We start from the raw sequence: 16365 nt of genomic DNA on the forward strand, positions 1-16365 counted from the left end.
CACCCCGCCGCAAGCGGTTTGCGGCGGGGTGCGAGGGGTTCAGGCGGTTACCGGAGCAGCCGGCCTTCGCTGTCCCAGGAATAGCCAGCGGCCTCAAGCTCGGCGCGGGCGGCATCCATGTCGAAATCAAACCGCTCGACGAACGGGTTGTGCCAGTAGGCATTGACCGGCGCGATGACCGAGGTGCCCACTTCGCCACGCCCGTCCAGCAGCACGTTGACCATGCGCTCACGGTCCATGGCATAGGTCAGCGCCCGGCGCGCGGCGACATCGTCAAAGGGTGCGCGGCGGGTGTTGAAGGTCATGTGGAAATAGCCGAAATCCGGCACGGAAACGACGGTCAGGTTGTCGTTGCCTTCGGCCAGCGGGATCTGGCCCGGCTCCATCCGCCAGGCGGTCATGTCGATCTGGCCGGTTTGCAGCGCGGTGAACACCCCTTCGGCATCGGCGTAGATGACGAATTCCACCCCATCGACCGAGATGTTGTCGGCGTAGAAATGGTCAGGGTTGGTGGCCAGCGACATGAACTCGCCACGGTCGTAGCGGTCATAGATGAACGGGCCGGAACCCACGGTGGGGATCTGTTCAGGCGTCAGGTCGCCGGGGTTCTCGATGCCTTCCCAGATGTGTTTGGGCAGGATCGGGATCTGGCTGAGGGTGATGGTGGCGAAGGGCGCCGAGGGTTCGGACAGGTTGAAGCGCACTGTCAGATCGCCCGTCACCTCGACCGATTCGACGGGCGCGAGGTAGGCGTTGAAGTAGCTGTAATCGCTGTTCATGTAGTAGTCAAAAGTGAAGGCCACATCTTCGGCGGTTACCGCCTCGCCGTCATGCCAGAGCATGCCTTCGCGCAGGGTCACGTCGATGGTGACATCATCCACCGCGTCAACCGAGGTGGCGGCCCAAGGCATGGGTTCAACATCCGGCGTCAGGCGCACCAGACGGTCATAGTAAAGGCGCATCCATTTCCAGCCCCAGACCGAGGTGGAGGCCAGCGGGTTCACATTATCCGGCTCCTGCGGGCCGCCGATGCGCAGCGTCTGGCTGTCGCCCACCGGCTGGGCCTCAAGCGGCACCCATTCGGAATAGAGCCCTTCACCGGCCATGGCGTTCATGTTGGTGAAGGTGGTGTTGTTATAGGCCACCACCTCGTCGCGGTGAAACAGCACCACGACCGGCACGTCCGGCATATACAGTTCCTGCATCTCGTGCACGATGTCGCGGCGTGCCTCGATGTCGAACTCACGCGACTGCGCGTCATAGAGCGCGTCATAATCGGGGTTCGAATAGCCACCGGGGTTGTTCGCGCCCATCACGCCCTGACGGCTGTCAAGCGAGCCCAGATAGAACTGCGGATCAAGGCGGTCAACGCGGCCGGACCAGCCCATGATGACGGTGTCGAAATTCTGCTCGGAATAGAAGCGGTCCAGCAGGGTGCGGAACTCAAGCGGCGAAACCGTGACATCCAGCCCCAGCTCACGCCATGCATCGGCGATGATGAAGGCGCCCTCATAGCGGATCGGATCGTAGGATTCGGTCGTGGTGAAGATTTCGACGGGTGGCACACGCTCTTGCGCGAGAGCCGGTGTGACGGCGCCAAGCATCGCCGTCAGGGCGGTGCAGGCAAGAAGATGGCTGGATTTCACGGAAGCCTCCCATGGCTTTTTATGTTTTTTGTTTACCGCAGGTCGGTGATCTAACTCCTGTGCTGCACAAATTTTCAGCTTTGATCACAAACGCGGCATTGGCAAAACTAGGCCGGACTTGCCGTCATGGTCAACCCTGATGCGAACGATTGCGCCTTTTGGAGGGAAATTCGCACATTTGCCCGGCATCTGCTTAGGGCAGGGCTACGTTCTGATGCGGGATAGTGTTCTTCCGCGCGCAGGCATGATTGCCTAGACTGCCACCTCTTGCGGGCCTGCGGGCGCCGCCCCTTCTGAGGAAAGCCCCGGTCATGACCCATACCCGCATCCGCCCCTTCAACACCCGCGAAACCTATCCCGAGCAGAGCCTTGACAACGACCTGTCGCAGGCCGTGGTCACGCGCGGCGGGCGCATTGTCTGGATGCGCGGCCAGTGCCCGCAGAATCTGGACGATGCGCAGAATATCGACAGCCATGACCCGGCTGAACAGACCCACAAGGTTATGCAGAATATCCGCCAGCTGATAGAGGAGGCCGGGGGCGAGATGGCGCATCTGGTCAAGGTGGTGGTTTATCTCACCGATGTGCGCCACCGCGAGGCGGTTTACCGGGTGATGGGGGAATACATCAAAGGCGTGCATCCGGTTTCTACCGGGCTGGTGGTCAGCGCGCTGGCGCGGCCTGAATGGCTGGTGGAGATCGACGCCACCGCCGTGATACCGGATTGACGCCATGACATTCTCGCTTGTCGCGCGCTGCGCTGAGACCGGCATGTTCGGCACCGCCATTTCCTCGTCCTCGCCAGCCGTTGCGGCGCGCTGCGCTTTTGCCCGCGCCGGCGTGGGGGCGGTGGCGTCGCAGAACATCACCGACCCCGCGCTTGGCCCGCAGGCGCTGGACCTGATGCAACAGGGGCTCAGCGCGCCGGATGCCGTGGCGGAGCTGGTGCGGCGCGGGCGGTTCATGGATTACCGGCAGGTGCTGGCGGTTGACGGGCAGGGGCGCACGGGCATTCATTCGGGCGCGCAGGCGCTGGGGATATGGACGCAGGCGCAGGGGCCGGATGTGGCCTCGGGCGGGAACCTGCTGGCCAATGACGGGGTGCCGCAGGCGATTGTCGATAGGTTTCTGGCTGCGCGCGGCCCGCTGGGGGACCGGCTGATCGCGGCGATGCGCGCCGGGTTGGCGGCGGGCGGAGAGGCCGGGCCGGTGCATTCGGCGGGATTGCTGCTGGTGGACAGGGTCAGCTGGCCGGTGGCCGATCTGCGTGTGGACTGGACTGAGGATTGCCCGATTGAAGGGTTGGCCAACCTCTGGGCGCTGTATCAGCCGCAGCTTGAGGCCTATCTGCAACGCGCGCTCGATCCGCGTGCGGCGCCGTCTTACGGTGTGCCGGGCGATGCGTAAAAGCACGACATTTGCTTGACAAACATACGGCGCGGCGGGCCACATGGCCCCCTGACCCAACCTGACCGCGCCGGGAGAGCAATGCTGAAATACACCCTCCGGCAGCTGGAATATTTCGTCGCTGTCGGGGAAACCGGAAGCATCGCGCGGGCGTCTGAGAAGGTGAATGTCTCGTCGCCGTCGATCTCGGCCGCCGTGGCGCAGCTGGAACAGCAATTCGGCCTGCCACTTTTTGTGCGCCAGCATGCGCAGGGCCTGTCGCTGACGCAGGCGGGGCGCGAGATGCTGGCGCAGGCGCGTGTGGTGCTGCGCGAGGCGCATGCGCTGATGGATATCGCGGGCGATATCGCGGGTTCGGTGCGCGGGCCGATGGCGGTGGGCTGCCTTGTGACCTTTGCGCAGGTGGTTCTTCCCGCGCTCAGACGCAGTTTTGAAGCGGCACATCCTGATGTGCGGATGCGCCAGTCCGAGCTTGATCAGGTGGAAATCTTCAGCGCTTTGCGCCGCTCAGAGATTGATATCGCGCTGACCTATGATCTGGATCTGCCCGCTGATCTGCAATTCACGGCGCTGCTGACGCTGCCGCCCTTCGTGATCGTCAGTGCCGCGCATCCGCTGGCCGGGCAGGGCGCGGTCAGTATCGACGATCTGACGGATCAGCCGATGGTGCTGCTGGATCTGCCGCTGAGTTCTGATTACTTCCTGTCGCTTTTTCAGGGTGCGGGGTCTGCGCCCCGGATCGCTGAGCGCACCCGCGACATGGCGGTGATGCGCAGCCTTGTGGCGAATGGCTATGGCTATTCCATCGCCAATGTCCGCCCGCTCAGTGACCAGTCGCCGGATGGCAAGCCGTTGCGGTTCATCCCGCTTTCCGGCCCGGTGCGCGCGCTGCGGATGGGGCTGCTGATGGCGCAGGATGCCGCGCGCTCAAACGCGGTGCGGGCGCTGGTGGCGCACAGCAAGACGATGCTGGCGGCGGATGAATTGCCGGGGCTGCGCAAGATCATGCCGGGTTAGCGTGACCGGCGGGGCAGGCGCGGCGCTTAGCGAATGCCCAATCAATGCTTCACAAAATCATGTTTTCCGCGCCCGGTGCCCGGCCCTAGACTGGCGCTGACCCCCGGGCCTGCTGCCCTGGGCCTTCCCCGTCGGCAAAGGACGCTGCGATGACAGAAACGACCGACACGCTGGTGGTGGGCGCCGGGCAGGCCGGGGTGGCGATGAGCGAGCATCTCAGCCGCCACGGCGTGCCGCATCTGGTGCTGGAGCGTCACCGCATCGCCGAGCGCTGGCGCTCGGAGCGGTGGGATTCGCTGGTGGCCAATGGCCCGGCCTGGCATGACCGCTTTCCGGGGAGGGAATTTGCGGGCACGGGCCCGGATGGCTTCCCCGGCAAGGAGGAGGTTGCCGATTACTTCGTGGCCTATGCCAGACAGATCGCCGCACCGATCCGCTGCGGGGTAGAGGTGACATCGGTGCGCCGGATCGAGGGAGCGGGCGGGTTCCGGGTGGAAACCTCGCAAGGGGTGATCGAGGCGGCGCGGGTTGTTGCCGCGACGGGGCCGTTTCAATGCCCGGTCATCCCCGCGCTTGTGCCGCAGGAGGCGGGTGTGGTGCAGATGCATTCCACGGCCTACCGCAACCCCGCGCAACTGCCTGATGGCGCGGTGCTGGTGGTTGGCGCAGGCTCTTCCGGGGTGCAGATTGCCGATGAATTGTCACGCGCGGGGCGCAAGGTCTATCTCTCGGTCGGCCCGCATGACCGCCCGCCGCGCAGCTACCGGGGGCGGGATTTTGTCTGGTGGCTGGGTGTGCTGGGTAAGTGGGACGCTGCCGCCTCGGCCCCCGGCACCGGGCATGTGACCATCGCGGTCAGCGGTGCCCATGGCGGTGAGACCATTGATTTCCGCCGCCTTGCGGCGCGGGGGCTGGTGCTGGTGGGGCGCACCGAGGGGTTTGCGAGGGGTGCGCTGACCTTTGCCCCCGACCTTGCGCGCAATCTGGCGCGGGGGGATGCCAACCTTCTGTCGCTTCTGGATGAGGCCGATGCTTATGTCGCCCGCAACGGCCTTGACCTGCCGCAGGAGCCACAGGCGCGGCACAAGGAACCGGACCCGGATTGCGTGACAAACCCGCTTTTGTCGCTTGATCTGGTGCAGGCGGGGGTGGGCACCATCATCTGGGCTACGGGCTTTGGGGTTGATTACGGCTGGCTGAAGGTTGACGCCTTTGATGAGGGCGGCAAGCCGCGCCACCAGCGCGGGGTCTCGGTTGAGGCGGGGATCTATTTTCTGGGCCTGCCGTGGCAGACGCGCCGTGGCTCAAGCTTCATCTGGGGTGTCTGGCATGACGCCGCGCATGTCGCCGAACATATCGCGATCCAGCGCAGATATCTTGCGTATCATCAGGAGGCACAGCGCCGCGCAGGTGCCATGCGGGAGGGATGAGCGGGCAGGGGCGAGCGCCGGAACGCGAAACGCCGCACCCGGCGTGTGCGGCGGAAAGCCCCCGGCCTGTCAGCCGGGGGCAAGCGGGTTGGGGTGATCAGGCGTCGTCGCCGATCAGCCCGGAATCGCGGGCGACGTTGAATTCTTCTTCGGTGATCTCGCCGTCGCCATCGGCATCGACCATGTCGAAATCATCGGGCGAGGCATCCGGATAGGCCATCATGAAATCGGTCATGGTCATCGGGAATTCGTGCTCCGTCGCATCCTGAGCCAGCACCGGGCCGGCGATCAGGGTCAGGGCGAAGGCTGCAATGGCAAGTTTCTGCATCAGTATTCTCCTCAGTTTAGACGGCCCCGTCAGGGCCATGTGATGTTAACCCGCCGCCGGGATGATCGTTCCGTCTGACCTGCGGCGCATCCCGGCGTTGGGCGGAAAGGCGCAGGCCGTTTTCTGCTGACAGCGCGCGCTGCTGAAGGCGGCGCAGGTGCCGCGCGGGGTTGCCTTCGGCGCCGCGCTGGCATTGACTGCGGCCTTCCCGATAACGGAGCGCGCGCGTGTCCACAATCATCCCCGCTGCGGATCGTCCCTTTCTGGGCATCATGCTGATGCTTGGTTTTTGCGTGCTTGCCCCGATGAGCGATGCGATTGCCAAGTTTCTGGGACATTATGTGCCGCTGGGCCAGTTGCTGGTGGTGCGTTTCGCGATTCAGGTGGTGATTCTGCTGCCGCTGGTCTGGTGGGCAAGGCAGCGCTTCTGGCCCGGGCGGCGGGTGTTCTGGCTGCTGGGCCTGCGCAGCCTGCTGCATGTGATTGGTATCGGCGCCATGTTCACCTCGCTGCGCTACATGCCGCTGGCCGATACGCTGGCGATTGCCTTTGTCATGCCCTTCATCATGCTGCTGCTGGGCCATTTTGTGCTGGGCGAAACTGTGGGGCCGCACCGGAGTGTAGCCTGTGCGGTGGGGTTTGCGGGCACATTGCTGGTGATCCAGCCCAATTTTGCCACCGTGGGCTGGCCCGCGCTGCTGCCGGTGCTGGTTGCGGTGACCTTCGCGCTGTTCATGCTGGTCACCCGGCTGGTTGCCAAGACGATTGATGCGGTGGCGATGCAGGCGCTGAGCGGGGTTCAGGCGCTGGTGATTCTGGTGCCGGTGGTGGTGCTGGGGCATGGCACGCATCCGGCGTTGCAGATGATCACGCCCGACTGGTTCGTGGCGTCGCTTCTGCTGGCGCTGGGGGTGCTGGGCACGCTGGCGCATCTGCTGATGACTTGGAGCCTGCGTTTTGCCCCTTCGGCAACGCTTGCGCCGATGCAGTATCTGGAAATTCCCATTGCTGCCGTGGTGGGCTGGCTGGCGTTTTATGAATGGCCCAACGGGCTGGCGGCGGCGGGGATCGTGGTGATCATGGCGGCCGGGCTTTATGTCATCGCGCGCGAACAGATGCTGTCGCGCCACCCCGCGTTATGAGCATGAGTGCGTTTCAGCCATGGCACTTCCGCGCTGCCAGTCGGGAAACTGCGTTGGTCTTTCCGGACGGTTGCCGCGATGTGCTGGTGGTGCGCCCGCCCGATGCGCCGCCGCATGTGGTGCTGACGACGTTTGATTTTTCGCCGCGTCACGCCGTCATGATGCCGGGAACCGAGATCAGCGGCTACCGGCTGCGGCCCGGTGCCAGCGTTTCGCACAAGGTGCTGGCGGCGGTTGCCGCCGACACCGGGCGCGCTACGACAATTCTGGGCGATGCGCTGGCGGAATGGGGCGCGCTGGACGATGCGATTGTGGCGCTGACCCGGCCCGGGGCCGGCGTGGCCGGGGTTGCCCGGGAAAGCGGGATGTCGCTGCGCAGCCTTCAGCGGCGGTTTCAGGACAGGCATCTGCCCCCGCCTGAGTTCTGGCGGCTTCTGGCCCGCGCCCGCCGGGCCGTGGCGCTTTTGCCCACGCCCGCACCGCTGGCCGAGATTGCGGCAGAGTGTGGCTTCAGCGATCAGGCGCATATGACACGCGCGCTCAAGCGCTGGTTCGGCCATAGCCCGGCGCAGTTGCGCCGGGATGCGGGGCTTCGCCTGCTGCTGGGTCAGCCTGCGCTGGGCAACTGGACGGCTGAGCAGATTTCGACAAGATAGCCATTGAGATCGCTGACATAGGCGGTGGTCTGGCCCCATGGCTCATCCCGGGCGGGTTGGAGCAGGGTTGCGCCTGCCGCCAGCGCGCGGTTGAGGGCTGCGGGCACATCCTCGGCCTCGAACGCCAGCTCGAACACAGGGGCCTTGGGCGCGGGCCGGGCCGGGTCTTTGCCCAACTGACGCATCAGCTTGGTTGAGGAGAAGGCCAGCTTTGTAGCGCCGGTGGCCATCTCGCCGTAATCGCCCGATTCGTGCAGAAAGCCCCGCTCCAGCCCGAAGGCGCGTTCGTAGAAATCCAGGGTGGCGGGCACGTCATCGACGTAAAGGATGGTGTAGCGAAAGATCATTCGGTTCTCCTGAGTGGCGCGGTTCCGGGGCAGGGATATCCCACCCCGGAACGCCGGTCTTGAATGATCACGCCATTCCTGAATGATCACCACATCGCCGCGCCCTGCGGATATCAGGCCGGGGAATGCGCGCCTTCTTCGGCGTCGGGTTCTTCCGGCGCGGGGGCCAGCTCCTTGCGCGAGACGAGAACATAGACGGTGGGCACCACGAACAGCGTGAAGACTGTGCCCACGGTGATACCCGAGAAGATCACCAGACCCATCGCAAAGCGCGCCGCCGCACCCGCACCATCGGCGGTCATCAGCGGCACGACACCCAGCGCGGTGGCGGCGGTGGTCATCAGGATCGGGCGCAGCCGCATCCGGGCCGAGGCGATCATCCCCGCAGTACGGTCCAGCCCCTGTTCGCGCCTGAGCTGGTTGGCAAATTCAACCAGCAGAATGCCGTGCTTGGTGATCAGCCCGATCAGCGTGATCAGCCCCACCTGAGTGTAGATGTTGAGCGTTCCCAACCCCAGATTGAGCGGCACCATCACCCCGAAGATCGACAGCGGCACCGACATCAGGATGATCAGCGGGTCACGCGCGCTTTCAAACTGCGCGGCCAGCACCAGATAGATCACTACAAGCGCCAGCGCGAAGGCCACAACGATGGTGTTGCCCTCGGACTTTTCGAGCCGCGACTGGCCCGCATAGTCGATGAAGAAGCCGCCGGGCAGCAGCGGGCGGGCGATTTCTTCCAGCGTGGCAAGGCCGTCGCCGGTGGAGGTGCCGATCATGGGCAACGCGGTGATCGTGGCCGAATTGAGCTGGTTGAACTGCTCGATCGCCTGCGCGGCCACCCGGGTCTCGATATTGACCACGGCGGACAGCGGCACCATCTCACCGCCCAGTGAGCGGACGTAGAATTCGCTCAGCCGCTCAGGGTTGTCGCGGTATTCCTGCGGTACCTGCAGGATCACGTCATAGCTGTTTGAATCGCGGTCAAACCGCGAGATCGCACCGTCGCCGACCAGCAGGCTGAGCGTGCTGCCCACCTGACTTGCGGGTAGGTTCAGCGCCGCCGCGCGGTCACGGTCAACCGTGACCAGCACCTGCGTGGTGTCAAAGGCCAGCGAGTTCTGCACGACGATGAACCGGCCCGATGCCTGCGCCTCCTGCCGGATCTGTTCGGCAACTTCATAGACCTGCGCAGGGTCGCCGGTTGACTGCACCACCAGCGAAATCGGCAGCCCGCCGCCCGCACCGGGCAGCGAGGGGGGCGAAAAGACAAACGCCTGTACGCCTGCAATGGGTGCCAGCCGTTCTTGCAGATCGGCCTGAATCTCGGCCTGTCTGCGCTCACGGTCTGCCCAGTCGTTAAAGGCCCAGAGCATGATCCCGGTATTTGTCTGTCCGCCGAAGCCGACAATCGAGAAGCTGGCGTCCAGTTCCGGCAGATCGCCGGTCAGTTCGGCCATCTGGTTGACGTAGCGACTGGTGTAATCGGTTGTGGCGTAGGAGGGCGCGTTGATGAACGAGAAGAGCGCGCCTGCATCCTCTTCCGGGGCCAGTTCGGACGAGGTCTTCATGAACAGGAACCCGGTCAGTGCCACCAGCACCGCCACCATCAGAATGGTGACCGGCGTGTATTTCAGCGTGGCCGTCACCCGGCGTTCATACCAGCCCTCGAACCGCAGGAAGCCGCGGTTGAGGCCCTTCTGAAACCGGTTCTCGCCGCCCTTCTTGAGCACGCGCGCGGCCATCATCGGCGAGATGGTCAGTGCCACCACGCCCGAGATGAACACCGCACCCGCCAGCGTGATCGCAAATTCGCGGAACAGCGCGCCGGTCAGCCCGCCGGTGAAGAACAGGGGCAGGAACACCGCGATCAGTGTCAGCATCATGGCGATGATCGCCGTTCCCAGTTCGCGCATCGAGGTGAAGGCGGCCTGCATCGGCGTCTTGCCTTCGTCGATATGGCGCTGGACGTTCTCAACCACGATGATCGCGTCATCGACCACCAGACCGATCGCCAGCACCATCGCCAGCAGCGTCAGCAGGTTGATCGAATAGCCCATCAGGAACAGGAAAAACAGCACCCCCACCAGCGACAGCGGAATCGCCACCAGCGGAATGGTGACCGAGCGGAAAGAGCCCAGGAACAGCAGAATGATCAGCCCTACGATCAGCGTGGCCTCGACGATGGTGCGCAACACTTCGTTGATCGAGGCCGAGATCTGCTCGGTGCCGTCATACATCAGGGTCAGGGTCATGCCGTCAGGCAGGCTGTTCTGGATGGCGGGCAGGTCCGCGAGAACGGCCGCCGACATGTCCAGCGGGTTGGCGGAAGGGGTGGGGAAGACACCCAGAAAGGTGCCCGGCTCACCGTTGAACGACACCACCATGTCGCTGTTTTCGGCTGCGAGTTCGACAAAGGCGACATCGCTCAGCCGCACCACTTCGTTGCCGCTGCCGGAAATCGGCAGCTGGCCAAAGGCTTCGGGCGTTCGCAGTGTCGAATCCATCGTGATGGCATAGGTCACCATCTCGTTGCGGGTGCGCCCGGGTGCGGCCAGAAAGTTGGCGTTGTTGATCGCGCCCATGACCTCGGTCGCGGTCAGGCCCTGACCGGCCATCCGGATCGGATCAAGCCAGACGCGCATCGAGTAATTCGCCGCGCCCATGACCTGGCTTTCGGCGACGCCCTCAACGGTGGACATGCGCGGCACGATCACCCGCTCGATGTATTCGGTGACCTGCTCGGCGGTCATGTTGGGGTTCTGCACCGCCAGATACATCGTGGCAAATGTCATGCCCGTGCCCTTGACGATGGAAGGGTCCATGGCATCTTCGGGCAGTTGCGAGCGCACCTGCTGCACCTTCGAGATCACCTCGGTCAGCGCGGCATCCGGGTTTTCGCCCAGCCGCATGTTGACCGTCACCACCGAGGCCGAGGGGCGCGACTGGCTGGTGATGTAATCCACCCCTTCGGCGGTGGCCACCGCGCTTGAGATCGGCGCGGTGACAAAGCCCTGGATCAGTTCGGCTGAAGCGCCGGGATAGATGGTGGTGACGGTGATCACCGTCTCATCCACCTCAGGATACTGGCGCGTCTGAAGGCCGATCGCCCCCATCAGCCCCATGAGAATGATCATCAGGCCCAGCACGGTCGACGCGACAGGCCGTTTGATGAACGGTGCGGAAAGGTTCATTGCGCGGGCTCCAGCGTGTCGGAGATGGTGACGGGGGCGCGGTTGTTCAGCCGGTTCTGGCCGGTGGCCACAATCCGGTCGCCGGGCGCAACGCCCTCGCTGATTTCCACCAGAGCGCCTGAGCGGCGGCCGGTGGTGACAAAGACCTGCCGCACGATCAGCCCGTCTTCGTCGGCTTCTTCGTTGTCGCGCACGACATAAAGGTAATCGCCATACAGGCTGCTGATCACGACGGTCTGCGGCAGGGCGATCACCCCGGTTTCAGTCGGCAGGTCAATCTCGACACGGGCGAACTGGCCGGGCGTCAGGGCGAAATCAGGGTTGTCCACTCGCCCGCGCAGCGACACCATGCGCGAGCTGGGGTCAACCCGCGGGTCGATCCCGGTGATTTCCCCGTCAAAGCGGCGCTCATCCCCCTCAATGCGGACATGCAGGCGCTGGCCGACATGAAGATAGGGCAGCGTCTGTTCGGGCAGGCTGAAATCCACCCGCATGGTATCGAGATCCTGCAAGGTGGTGACGATGGTGCCCGGCGAGATGTATTGGCCGATATCCACCCGGGCCAGACCGATGGTGCCCGCAAAGGGCGCGCGCAGTTCGCGCTGGGCGATCACCGCCTCGGCGCGGGCCAGTTGTGCCTCAGACGCGGTGAAGGCTGCGCGCGACTGGTCCAGCGTGACATTCGACGCCACACCACGGCTTTGCAGTTCCTGCTGGCGGTCAAGGTTGGTGCGTTCCAGTTCAAGCTGGGCGCGCACGGCGGCCAGATCAGCCCGCTGCACTTCGCTGTCCAGCCGCAGAAGCAGCTCACCCTCCGGGATTTCGGTGTTCGGCGCAAAGCCGATTTCGCGCACGATGCCGGCGGCCTCCACCGTCAGATCGACGCCCTGTGCGGCATGGACCGTGCCGATGGCCGTCAGCGTGGGCTGCCATTCGGTTGCGCGCGCTTCAACTACCTCAACCGGCAGAGGCTGAACCGGCATGTTGGCGAAGAAGTCGGCGATCATACGGTCGCGGAACAGGTTGAACCCCACCAACCCCGTGGCAACGAGGCCCAGAAGGATTACGGCAATCACGAGGCGCTTGATCATTGTGTCGATTCCCGCTTGGGCTTGAATTTTGAATGGCGGAGGTATACCGTCTGGACGGTAAAGTCAATGAGGCAGCCATGAGCGACCAGACAACTCCGCGCACCAAAGGAAATACCCGGCAGCGACTGATTGATGCCGCCGAGGCAATCGCCCGCACCGAGGGGCCCGGCGCGATGTCGCTTGATGCCGTTGCGGCTGAAGCGGGCGTATCGAAAGGCGGGCTGCTGTATCATTTTCCCAGCAAGTCAAAACTGCTTGAGGCAATGGTAGATGGTTTTCTGTCCCGTTTCGATAACGTTCTTCAGGATGCAGAGCGATCTGGCCGCCCGAATGCGGTGATTCAAGCCTTTGTGCAGCATTTTATCGACGATCGGAAATGCCGGATCCCGCCGCCCTCGGGCCTTCTGGCGGTGATTGCGGATGACCCGGGCATGCTTGAACCGATTCAGCGGCACCACCGCAATTTCCTGAACCGCATCCGCGCCAATGCGACCGACCCGGATTTTGCCGTGGTGGCCTTCTTGGCCATTCAGGCGGTGCGCAACGCCGAATTGCTTAACACCGAAGTGCTTGACAGCGATGAAATCGGCCGGATGGCCGAATGGCTGTTTCAGCGCCTCAAGTAACGCCCGGCAGGTGCCGTCAAAGCCGGGCCACGCTGGTGGAGATGGTGCGCGTGGCCTCGGTCAGGGGCTGAACCAGCTCGGCGCGGACGCGCTCCTCGGTCCAGTCGGGCATATAGACCGGCATGCTGATTCCCGCGACGGCAACCCGGTTCGGCCCGAAAACCGGCGCTGACACCACAACTTCCTGCAACATGATCTGCTGCGACGAGATGATGAAACCGTCATGGCGTGCCTGTTCCACACGTGTGCGAATCAGCGCGGGGTCCTGACAGGTGAAAGGCGTTTGCGGCGCGGGCAATGGCTGGGTCAGCAGCCCCGCGATCACCTCCGGCGGCGAGAAGGCCGCGATGACCTGGCCGATCCCCGTCATCAGCGCGGGCTGCCGCACCCCGATCAGCGCGGCGTCATAGGACAGGCTGGAGCGCGGGATGCGCGCCTTGTAGATCACCTCATACCCGTCAAGCACCGCCAGATTGACCGTGGTGCGCATCTTGCGGCTGAGTTCGATCATATGCGGCAGCGCGCGTTCCAGCAGCCGGTCATGGATCAGATAGGCATAGGCCAGATCAAGTATCCGCAGGCCGGGGCGGTAGCGGCGGGTTTTCTCGTCGCGCTCCAGATAGCCCAGCGCGTGCAGCGTATAGGTCAGGCGCTGGGCCGCGCTTTTCTCAAGCCCGGCCAATTCCGTGATCTCGCTCAGCGACAGGGGGGTGAGATGGGTGCGGAACAGCGCCAGCACGCGCATTCCACGCTCCAGCGTTGAGGCAAGGACGGTCGGCTGTGTGGCGGGTGGCATGGCGGCTTCCCTGAACAGGCTTTGAGGCCTCCGAAACCGGAGGCAGGCCCTTGACAGGGCAAATGCGATTGATGTTTAATATATACTATCAAATAATGATAAGCAAACACAAATAACGAAGTACCAGCAGGGGATGATGATCATGAAGTACAACTATCTCCGGACCAGCACGGCCATCGCGCTTGCGCTGGCATTTCAGGGGGCACCGGCGCTTGCCGGGCCCGATGACAACAGCCTGATCTGGGCTGCCGAGCGTGAGGTTACCGCCGCCGACACCTATTTCGACACCTCGCGCGAAGCTGTGGTGCTGGCGCAGCATGTCTATGACGGGCTGGTGTACTGGGATCTGGAGAGCGAGCGCTTCCTGCCGCTGCTGGCCACTGAATTCCGCCAGATTGACCCCGTCACCATTGAGTTTGACCTGCGCGAGGATGTGACCTTTCACGACGGGTCCGGCTTTGGCCCCGAAGATGTGGTCTATACTTTCAACTTCATCGCGGATGAGGCCAATGGCGTTCTGAACTACGGTGATATCCGCTGGCTGGACAGCGCCGAGCAGACCGGGCCGAACAGCGTGCGCCTGAACATGAACGAGCCCTTCCCGGCGGTGCTTTCCTATCTGGCGCTGGTGCTGCCGATCCTGCCCGAGGGGCATTTCGATGCCGCCGAGACGGGCGCTGACGGCCGCCGCCGCTTTGGCTCGGTCGCGCCCAATGGCACCGGCCCCTACCGCGTGACCAGCTTCAATGCGGGCGACCGCGTGGTGATGGAGCGCAACGCCGGTTATTTTGCGGGCGGCCCCAAAAGCGACGCGGAACTGGCACAGATCACCTATCGCACCATCACCGACAGCTCGACGCAGATTGCCGAGCTGATGACCGGCGGGATTGACTGGATCTGGGGTATCAGCAACGATCAGGCCGAGGCGCTGGCGCAGGCCCCGCATCTGGAGGCCGTGAATGCGCCGACGATGCGCATCAGCTATCTCTCCTTCGACATTCAGGGCACCAGCGGCTCCGACGCCTTCACCGATCCGCAGGTTCGGCGCGCCATGGGGCATGCGATCAACCGCGCGCGCATTGCGCAGTATCTGATGGGCGAGAACAGCGTTCTGGTGAATGCCGCCTGCCACCCCACCCAGTTCGGCTGCACCGATGATGTCGTGGCCTATGAGTATGACCCCGAAACCGCCCGCGCCCTGCTGGCCGAGGCCGGATATGCCGACGGGCTGACGGTGGATATTTATGGCTACCGCGACCGTGAGGTGGTTGAGGCGATCATGGGTGATCTGGCGGCGGTCGGTGTGCAGACCAACCTGCGCTGGATGCAGTATTCAGCGCTGGCCGAGATGATCCGCAATGGTCAGGTGCCGCTGGCGAACATGAGCTGGGGTTCCTCGTCGATCCCGGATGTATCGGCGATCACCAGCTATTTCTTTGGCGGTGGCCCCGATGACCCCGCCGATGACGCACAAGTGCAGGAGGCGATCCGCGCGGGTGATCTGGCGTCTGACCCGGAGGAGCGGCTGGCGGCCTATGCGGGCGCGCTGCAACTGATTGCCGAACGCGCCTACTGGATGCCGCTGTTCAGCTATACCAAGAATTATGTCTTTGACGCCCGGCTGGATTTCACGCCCTCGGCCGATGAGATGCCGCGCTTCTATACTGCGGGCTGGCGCTAAGCCCACCCCCCTCGCGCTGGCATGGTCCGGCGCGGGGCTTCCCCCACAGGCAGACCCTTCCACCGACCTGAAAAGGCTGCGGCATGCTCAGATTCACCCTGCGGCGATTGTTGATTGCCGTCCTTGTGGCGCTCGTCGTTTCGGCCATCAGCTTCGGGCTGATGTTCCTGTCGGGTGACCCGGCGGCGGCGATTGCCGGTGAAGGGGCGACGCAGACCGATATCGACGTGATCCGCCGCAGCTTTGGCTTTGACCGGCCGATTCCGGTGCAATACCTGTCCTGGATCAGCCACACGGTCCAGGGTGATTTCGGCGACAGCTACTATTTCAGCCGCCCCGTGGTGGACCTGCTGACTGAGCGTTTCCCGGCCACACTGACATTGGGCGGGCTGGCCATTGCCTTTGCGCTTCTGGTGTCGATCCCGCTGGGCATGCTGGCCGCCGTGCGCCAGAACCAGTGGCCGGACCGTGTGGCGCTGATGCTGGGCACCGTCGGGCAGGCGACGCCCAGCTTCTGGCTGGGGTTGATGCTGATCTGGCTGTTTGCGGTGCAGTTGCGCTGGCTGCCAGTTTCCGGCTCACAGAGCATGGCGCATTTCGTGATGCCTGCGCTGGTGCTGGGCTATTACGCCACGCCCTCGATGCTGCGCCTGTGCCGCGCGGGGATGATCGAGGCGCTGTCATCGGATTATGTGCGCACCGCCCGCGCCAAGGGGCTGTTGCCCGGTCAGGTGCTGTTCGGCCACGCCATCCGCAACGCGATCCTGCCGGTGATCAGCGTGGCGGCGGTGGAGTTTGGCTTCATTCTGGGTGGCTCCATCGTGGTGGAAAGCGTGTTCGGCATCCGGGGTATCGGCTTGCTGGCGTGGGAGAGCATTGGCCGCAACGATTTTCCCACCATTCAGGCGATCATCCTGATTTACGCGATGATCTATGTCTGGCTGACGTTTCTGGCCGATGTGATCAACGCCTGGGCCGACCCCCGCATCCGGGTGAGGAACTGA

Annotated in this window: 15 protein-coding genes; 9 read left to right on the top strand and 6 right to left on the bottom strand. The window is 64.0% G+C overall.

Features of this window, described 5'->3' with window-relative positions; translation table 11 throughout:
- Positions 1–47 precede the first annotated feature (47 nt).
- Positions 48–1646: an ABC transporter substrate-binding protein gene (locus tag V7Q53_RS06410; RefSeq protein ID WP_333827633.1), complete on the bottom strand. Its 1599-nt coding sequence runs from the start codon at positions 1644–1646 to the stop codon at positions 48–50.
- 311 nt (positions 1647–1957) lie between these two features.
- Between V7Q53_RS06410 and V7Q53_RS06415 the strand changes: the two genes are divergently transcribed.
- From V7Q53_RS06415 to V7Q53_RS06430, 4 genes are all read left to right on the top strand, one after another.
- Entirely contained in the window at positions 1958–2374 is a 417-nt protein-coding gene (locus tag V7Q53_RS06415) for a RidA family protein (protein WP_333827634.1), read from the top strand.
- 4 nt (positions 2375–2378) lie between these two features.
- Positions 2379–3053, top strand: a complete 675-nt coding sequence (locus V7Q53_RS06420; RefSeq protein WP_333827635.1) for a DUF1028 domain-containing protein — start codon at positions 2379–2381, stop codon at positions 3051–3053.
- An 81-nt stretch (positions 3054–3134) separates the two neighbouring features.
- Positions 3135–4070, top strand: coding sequence for a LysR family transcriptional regulator (locus V7Q53_RS06425; RefSeq protein WP_333827636.1), 936 nt, complete (start codon positions 3135–3137; stop codon positions 4068–4070).
- Positions 4071–4219: 149 nt separating this feature from the next.
- Positions 4220–5500, top strand: coding sequence for a flavin-containing monooxygenase (locus V7Q53_RS06430; RefSeq protein ID WP_333827637.1), 1281 nt, complete (start codon positions 4220–4222; stop codon positions 5498–5500).
- A gap of 97 nt (positions 5501–5597) precedes the next feature.
- Here the strand turns inward: V7Q53_RS06430 and V7Q53_RS06435 are convergent, their stop codons facing one another.
- Positions 5598–5828 (bottom strand): hypothetical protein, encoded by a 231-nt coding sequence (locus V7Q53_RS06435; RefSeq protein WP_333827638.1) that lies wholly within the window; start codon positions 5826–5828, stop codon positions 5598–5600.
- 272 nt (positions 5829–6100) lie between these two features.
- Between V7Q53_RS06435 and V7Q53_RS06440 the strand changes: the two genes are divergently transcribed.
- A complete protein-coding gene (locus tag V7Q53_RS06440; protein ID WP_333827693.1) occupies positions 6101–6970 on the top strand; it encodes a DMT family transporter in 870 nt (289 codons plus the stop codon).
- A 53-nt stretch (positions 6971–7023) separates the two neighbouring features.
- Positions 7024–7626: an AraC family transcriptional regulator gene (locus V7Q53_RS06445; RefSeq protein WP_333827639.1), complete on the top strand. Its 603-nt coding sequence runs from the start codon at positions 7024–7026 to the stop codon at positions 7624–7626.
- Here V7Q53_RS06445 and V7Q53_RS06450 read toward each other — a convergent pair.
- The 3 genes from V7Q53_RS06450 to V7Q53_RS06460 all read right to left on the bottom strand — a co-directional run bounded on the left by V7Q53_RS06450 (position 7578) and on the right by V7Q53_RS06460 (position 12258).
- Positions 7578–7973 (bottom strand): VOC family protein, encoded by a 396-nt coding sequence (locus V7Q53_RS06450; protein ID WP_333827640.1) that lies wholly within the window; start codon positions 7971–7973, stop codon positions 7578–7580. The genes V7Q53_RS06445 and V7Q53_RS06450 overlap by 49 nt on opposite strands.
- A gap of 113 nt (positions 7974–8086) precedes the next feature.
- Positions 8087–11167, bottom strand: coding sequence for an efflux RND transporter permease subunit (locus V7Q53_RS06455; RefSeq protein WP_333827641.1), 3081 nt, complete (start codon positions 11165–11167; stop codon positions 8087–8089).
- A complete protein-coding gene (locus tag V7Q53_RS06460) occupies positions 11164–12258 on the bottom strand; it encodes an efflux RND transporter periplasmic adaptor subunit (RefSeq protein WP_333827642.1) in 1095 nt (364 codons plus the stop codon). Before V7Q53_RS06460 ends, V7Q53_RS06455 begins: the two co-directional genes overlap by 4 nt.
- A gap of 77 nt (positions 12259–12335) precedes the next feature.
- Between V7Q53_RS06460 and V7Q53_RS06465 the strand changes: the two genes are divergently transcribed.
- Positions 12336–12884, top strand: a complete 549-nt coding sequence (locus tag V7Q53_RS06465; RefSeq protein ID WP_333827643.1) for a TetR/AcrR family transcriptional regulator — start codon at positions 12336–12338, stop codon at positions 12882–12884.
- Between the two features lie 16 nt (positions 12885–12900).
- Here the strand turns inward: V7Q53_RS06465 and V7Q53_RS06470 are convergent, their stop codons facing one another.
- Positions 12901–13680: an IclR family transcriptional regulator gene (locus V7Q53_RS06470; protein ID WP_333827644.1), complete on the bottom strand. Its 780-nt coding sequence runs from the start codon at positions 13678–13680 to the stop codon at positions 12901–12903.
- Positions 13681–13822: 142 nt separating this feature from the next.
- Here V7Q53_RS06470 and V7Q53_RS06475 point away from each other — a divergent pair, with 142 nt between their 5' ends.
- Both V7Q53_RS06475 and V7Q53_RS06480 read left to right on the top strand, forming a co-directional pair.
- Positions 13823–15361 (top strand): ABC transporter substrate-binding protein, encoded by a 1539-nt coding sequence (locus V7Q53_RS06475; protein ID WP_333827645.1) that lies wholly within the window; start codon positions 13823–13825, stop codon positions 15359–15361.
- Between the two features lie 83 nt (positions 15362–15444).
- The gene (locus V7Q53_RS06480; protein ID WP_333827646.1) at positions 15445–16365 is read left to right on the top strand and encodes an ABC transporter permease; all 921 of its coding nucleotides are present in this window, start codon (positions 15445–15447) and stop codon (positions 16363–16365) included.

The organism is Pararhodobacter sp., assembly GCF_036802785.1.
In the GTDB taxonomy this organism is placed as follows: Bacteria; Pseudomonadota; Alphaproteobacteria; order Rhodobacterales; family Rhodobacteraceae; genus Pararhodobacter.

Excerpts from the sequence above, each read along its gene's own strand:
- V7Q53_RS06415 (WP_333827634.1), top strand. The coding sequence starts at position 1,958 with ATGACCCATACCCGCATCCGCCCCTTCAACACCCGCGAAACCTATCCC.
- V7Q53_RS06420 (WP_333827635.1), top strand. The coding sequence starts at position 2,379 with ATGACATTCTCGCTTGTCGCGCGCTGCGCTGAGACCGGCATGTTCGGC.
- V7Q53_RS06425 (WP_333827636.1), top strand. The coding sequence starts at position 3,135 with ATGCTGAAATACACCCTCCGGCAGCTGGAATATTTCGTCGCTGTCGGG.
- V7Q53_RS06430 (WP_333827637.1), top strand. The coding sequence starts at position 4,220 with ATGACAGAAACGACCGACACGCTGGTGGTGGGCGCCGGGCAGGCCGGG.
- V7Q53_RS06435 (WP_333827638.1), bottom strand. The coding sequence starts at position 5,828 with ATGCAGAAACTTGCCATTGCAGCCTTCGCCCTGACCCTGATCGCCGGC.
- V7Q53_RS06440 (WP_333827693.1), top strand. The coding sequence starts at position 6,101 with ATGCTGATGCTTGGTTTTTGCGTGCTTGCCCCGATGAGCGATGCGATT.
- V7Q53_RS06450 (WP_333827640.1), bottom strand. The coding sequence starts at position 7,973 with ATGATCTTTCGCTACACCATCCTTTACGTCGATGACGTGCCCGCCACC.
- V7Q53_RS06455 (WP_333827641.1), bottom strand. The coding sequence starts at position 11,167 with ATGAACCTTTCCGCACCGTTCATCAAACGGCCTGTCGCGTCGACCGTG.
- V7Q53_RS06460 (WP_333827642.1), bottom strand. The coding sequence starts at position 12,258 with ATGATCAAGCGCCTCGTGATTGCCGTAATCCTTCTGGGCCTCGTTGCC.
- V7Q53_RS06465 (WP_333827643.1), top strand. The coding sequence starts at position 12,336 with ATGAGCGACCAGACAACTCCGCGCACCAAAGGAAATACCCGGCAGCGA.
- V7Q53_RS06470 (WP_333827644.1), bottom strand. The coding sequence starts at position 13,680 with ATGCCACCCGCCACACAGCCGACCGTCCTTGCCTCAACGCTGGAGCGT.
- V7Q53_RS06475 (WP_333827645.1), top strand. The coding sequence starts at position 13,823 with ATGAAGTACAACTATCTCCGGACCAGCACGGCCATCGCGCTTGCGCTG.
- V7Q53_RS06480 (WP_333827646.1), top strand. The coding sequence starts at position 15,445 with ATGCTCAGATTCACCCTGCGGCGATTGTTGATTGCCGTCCTTGTGGCG.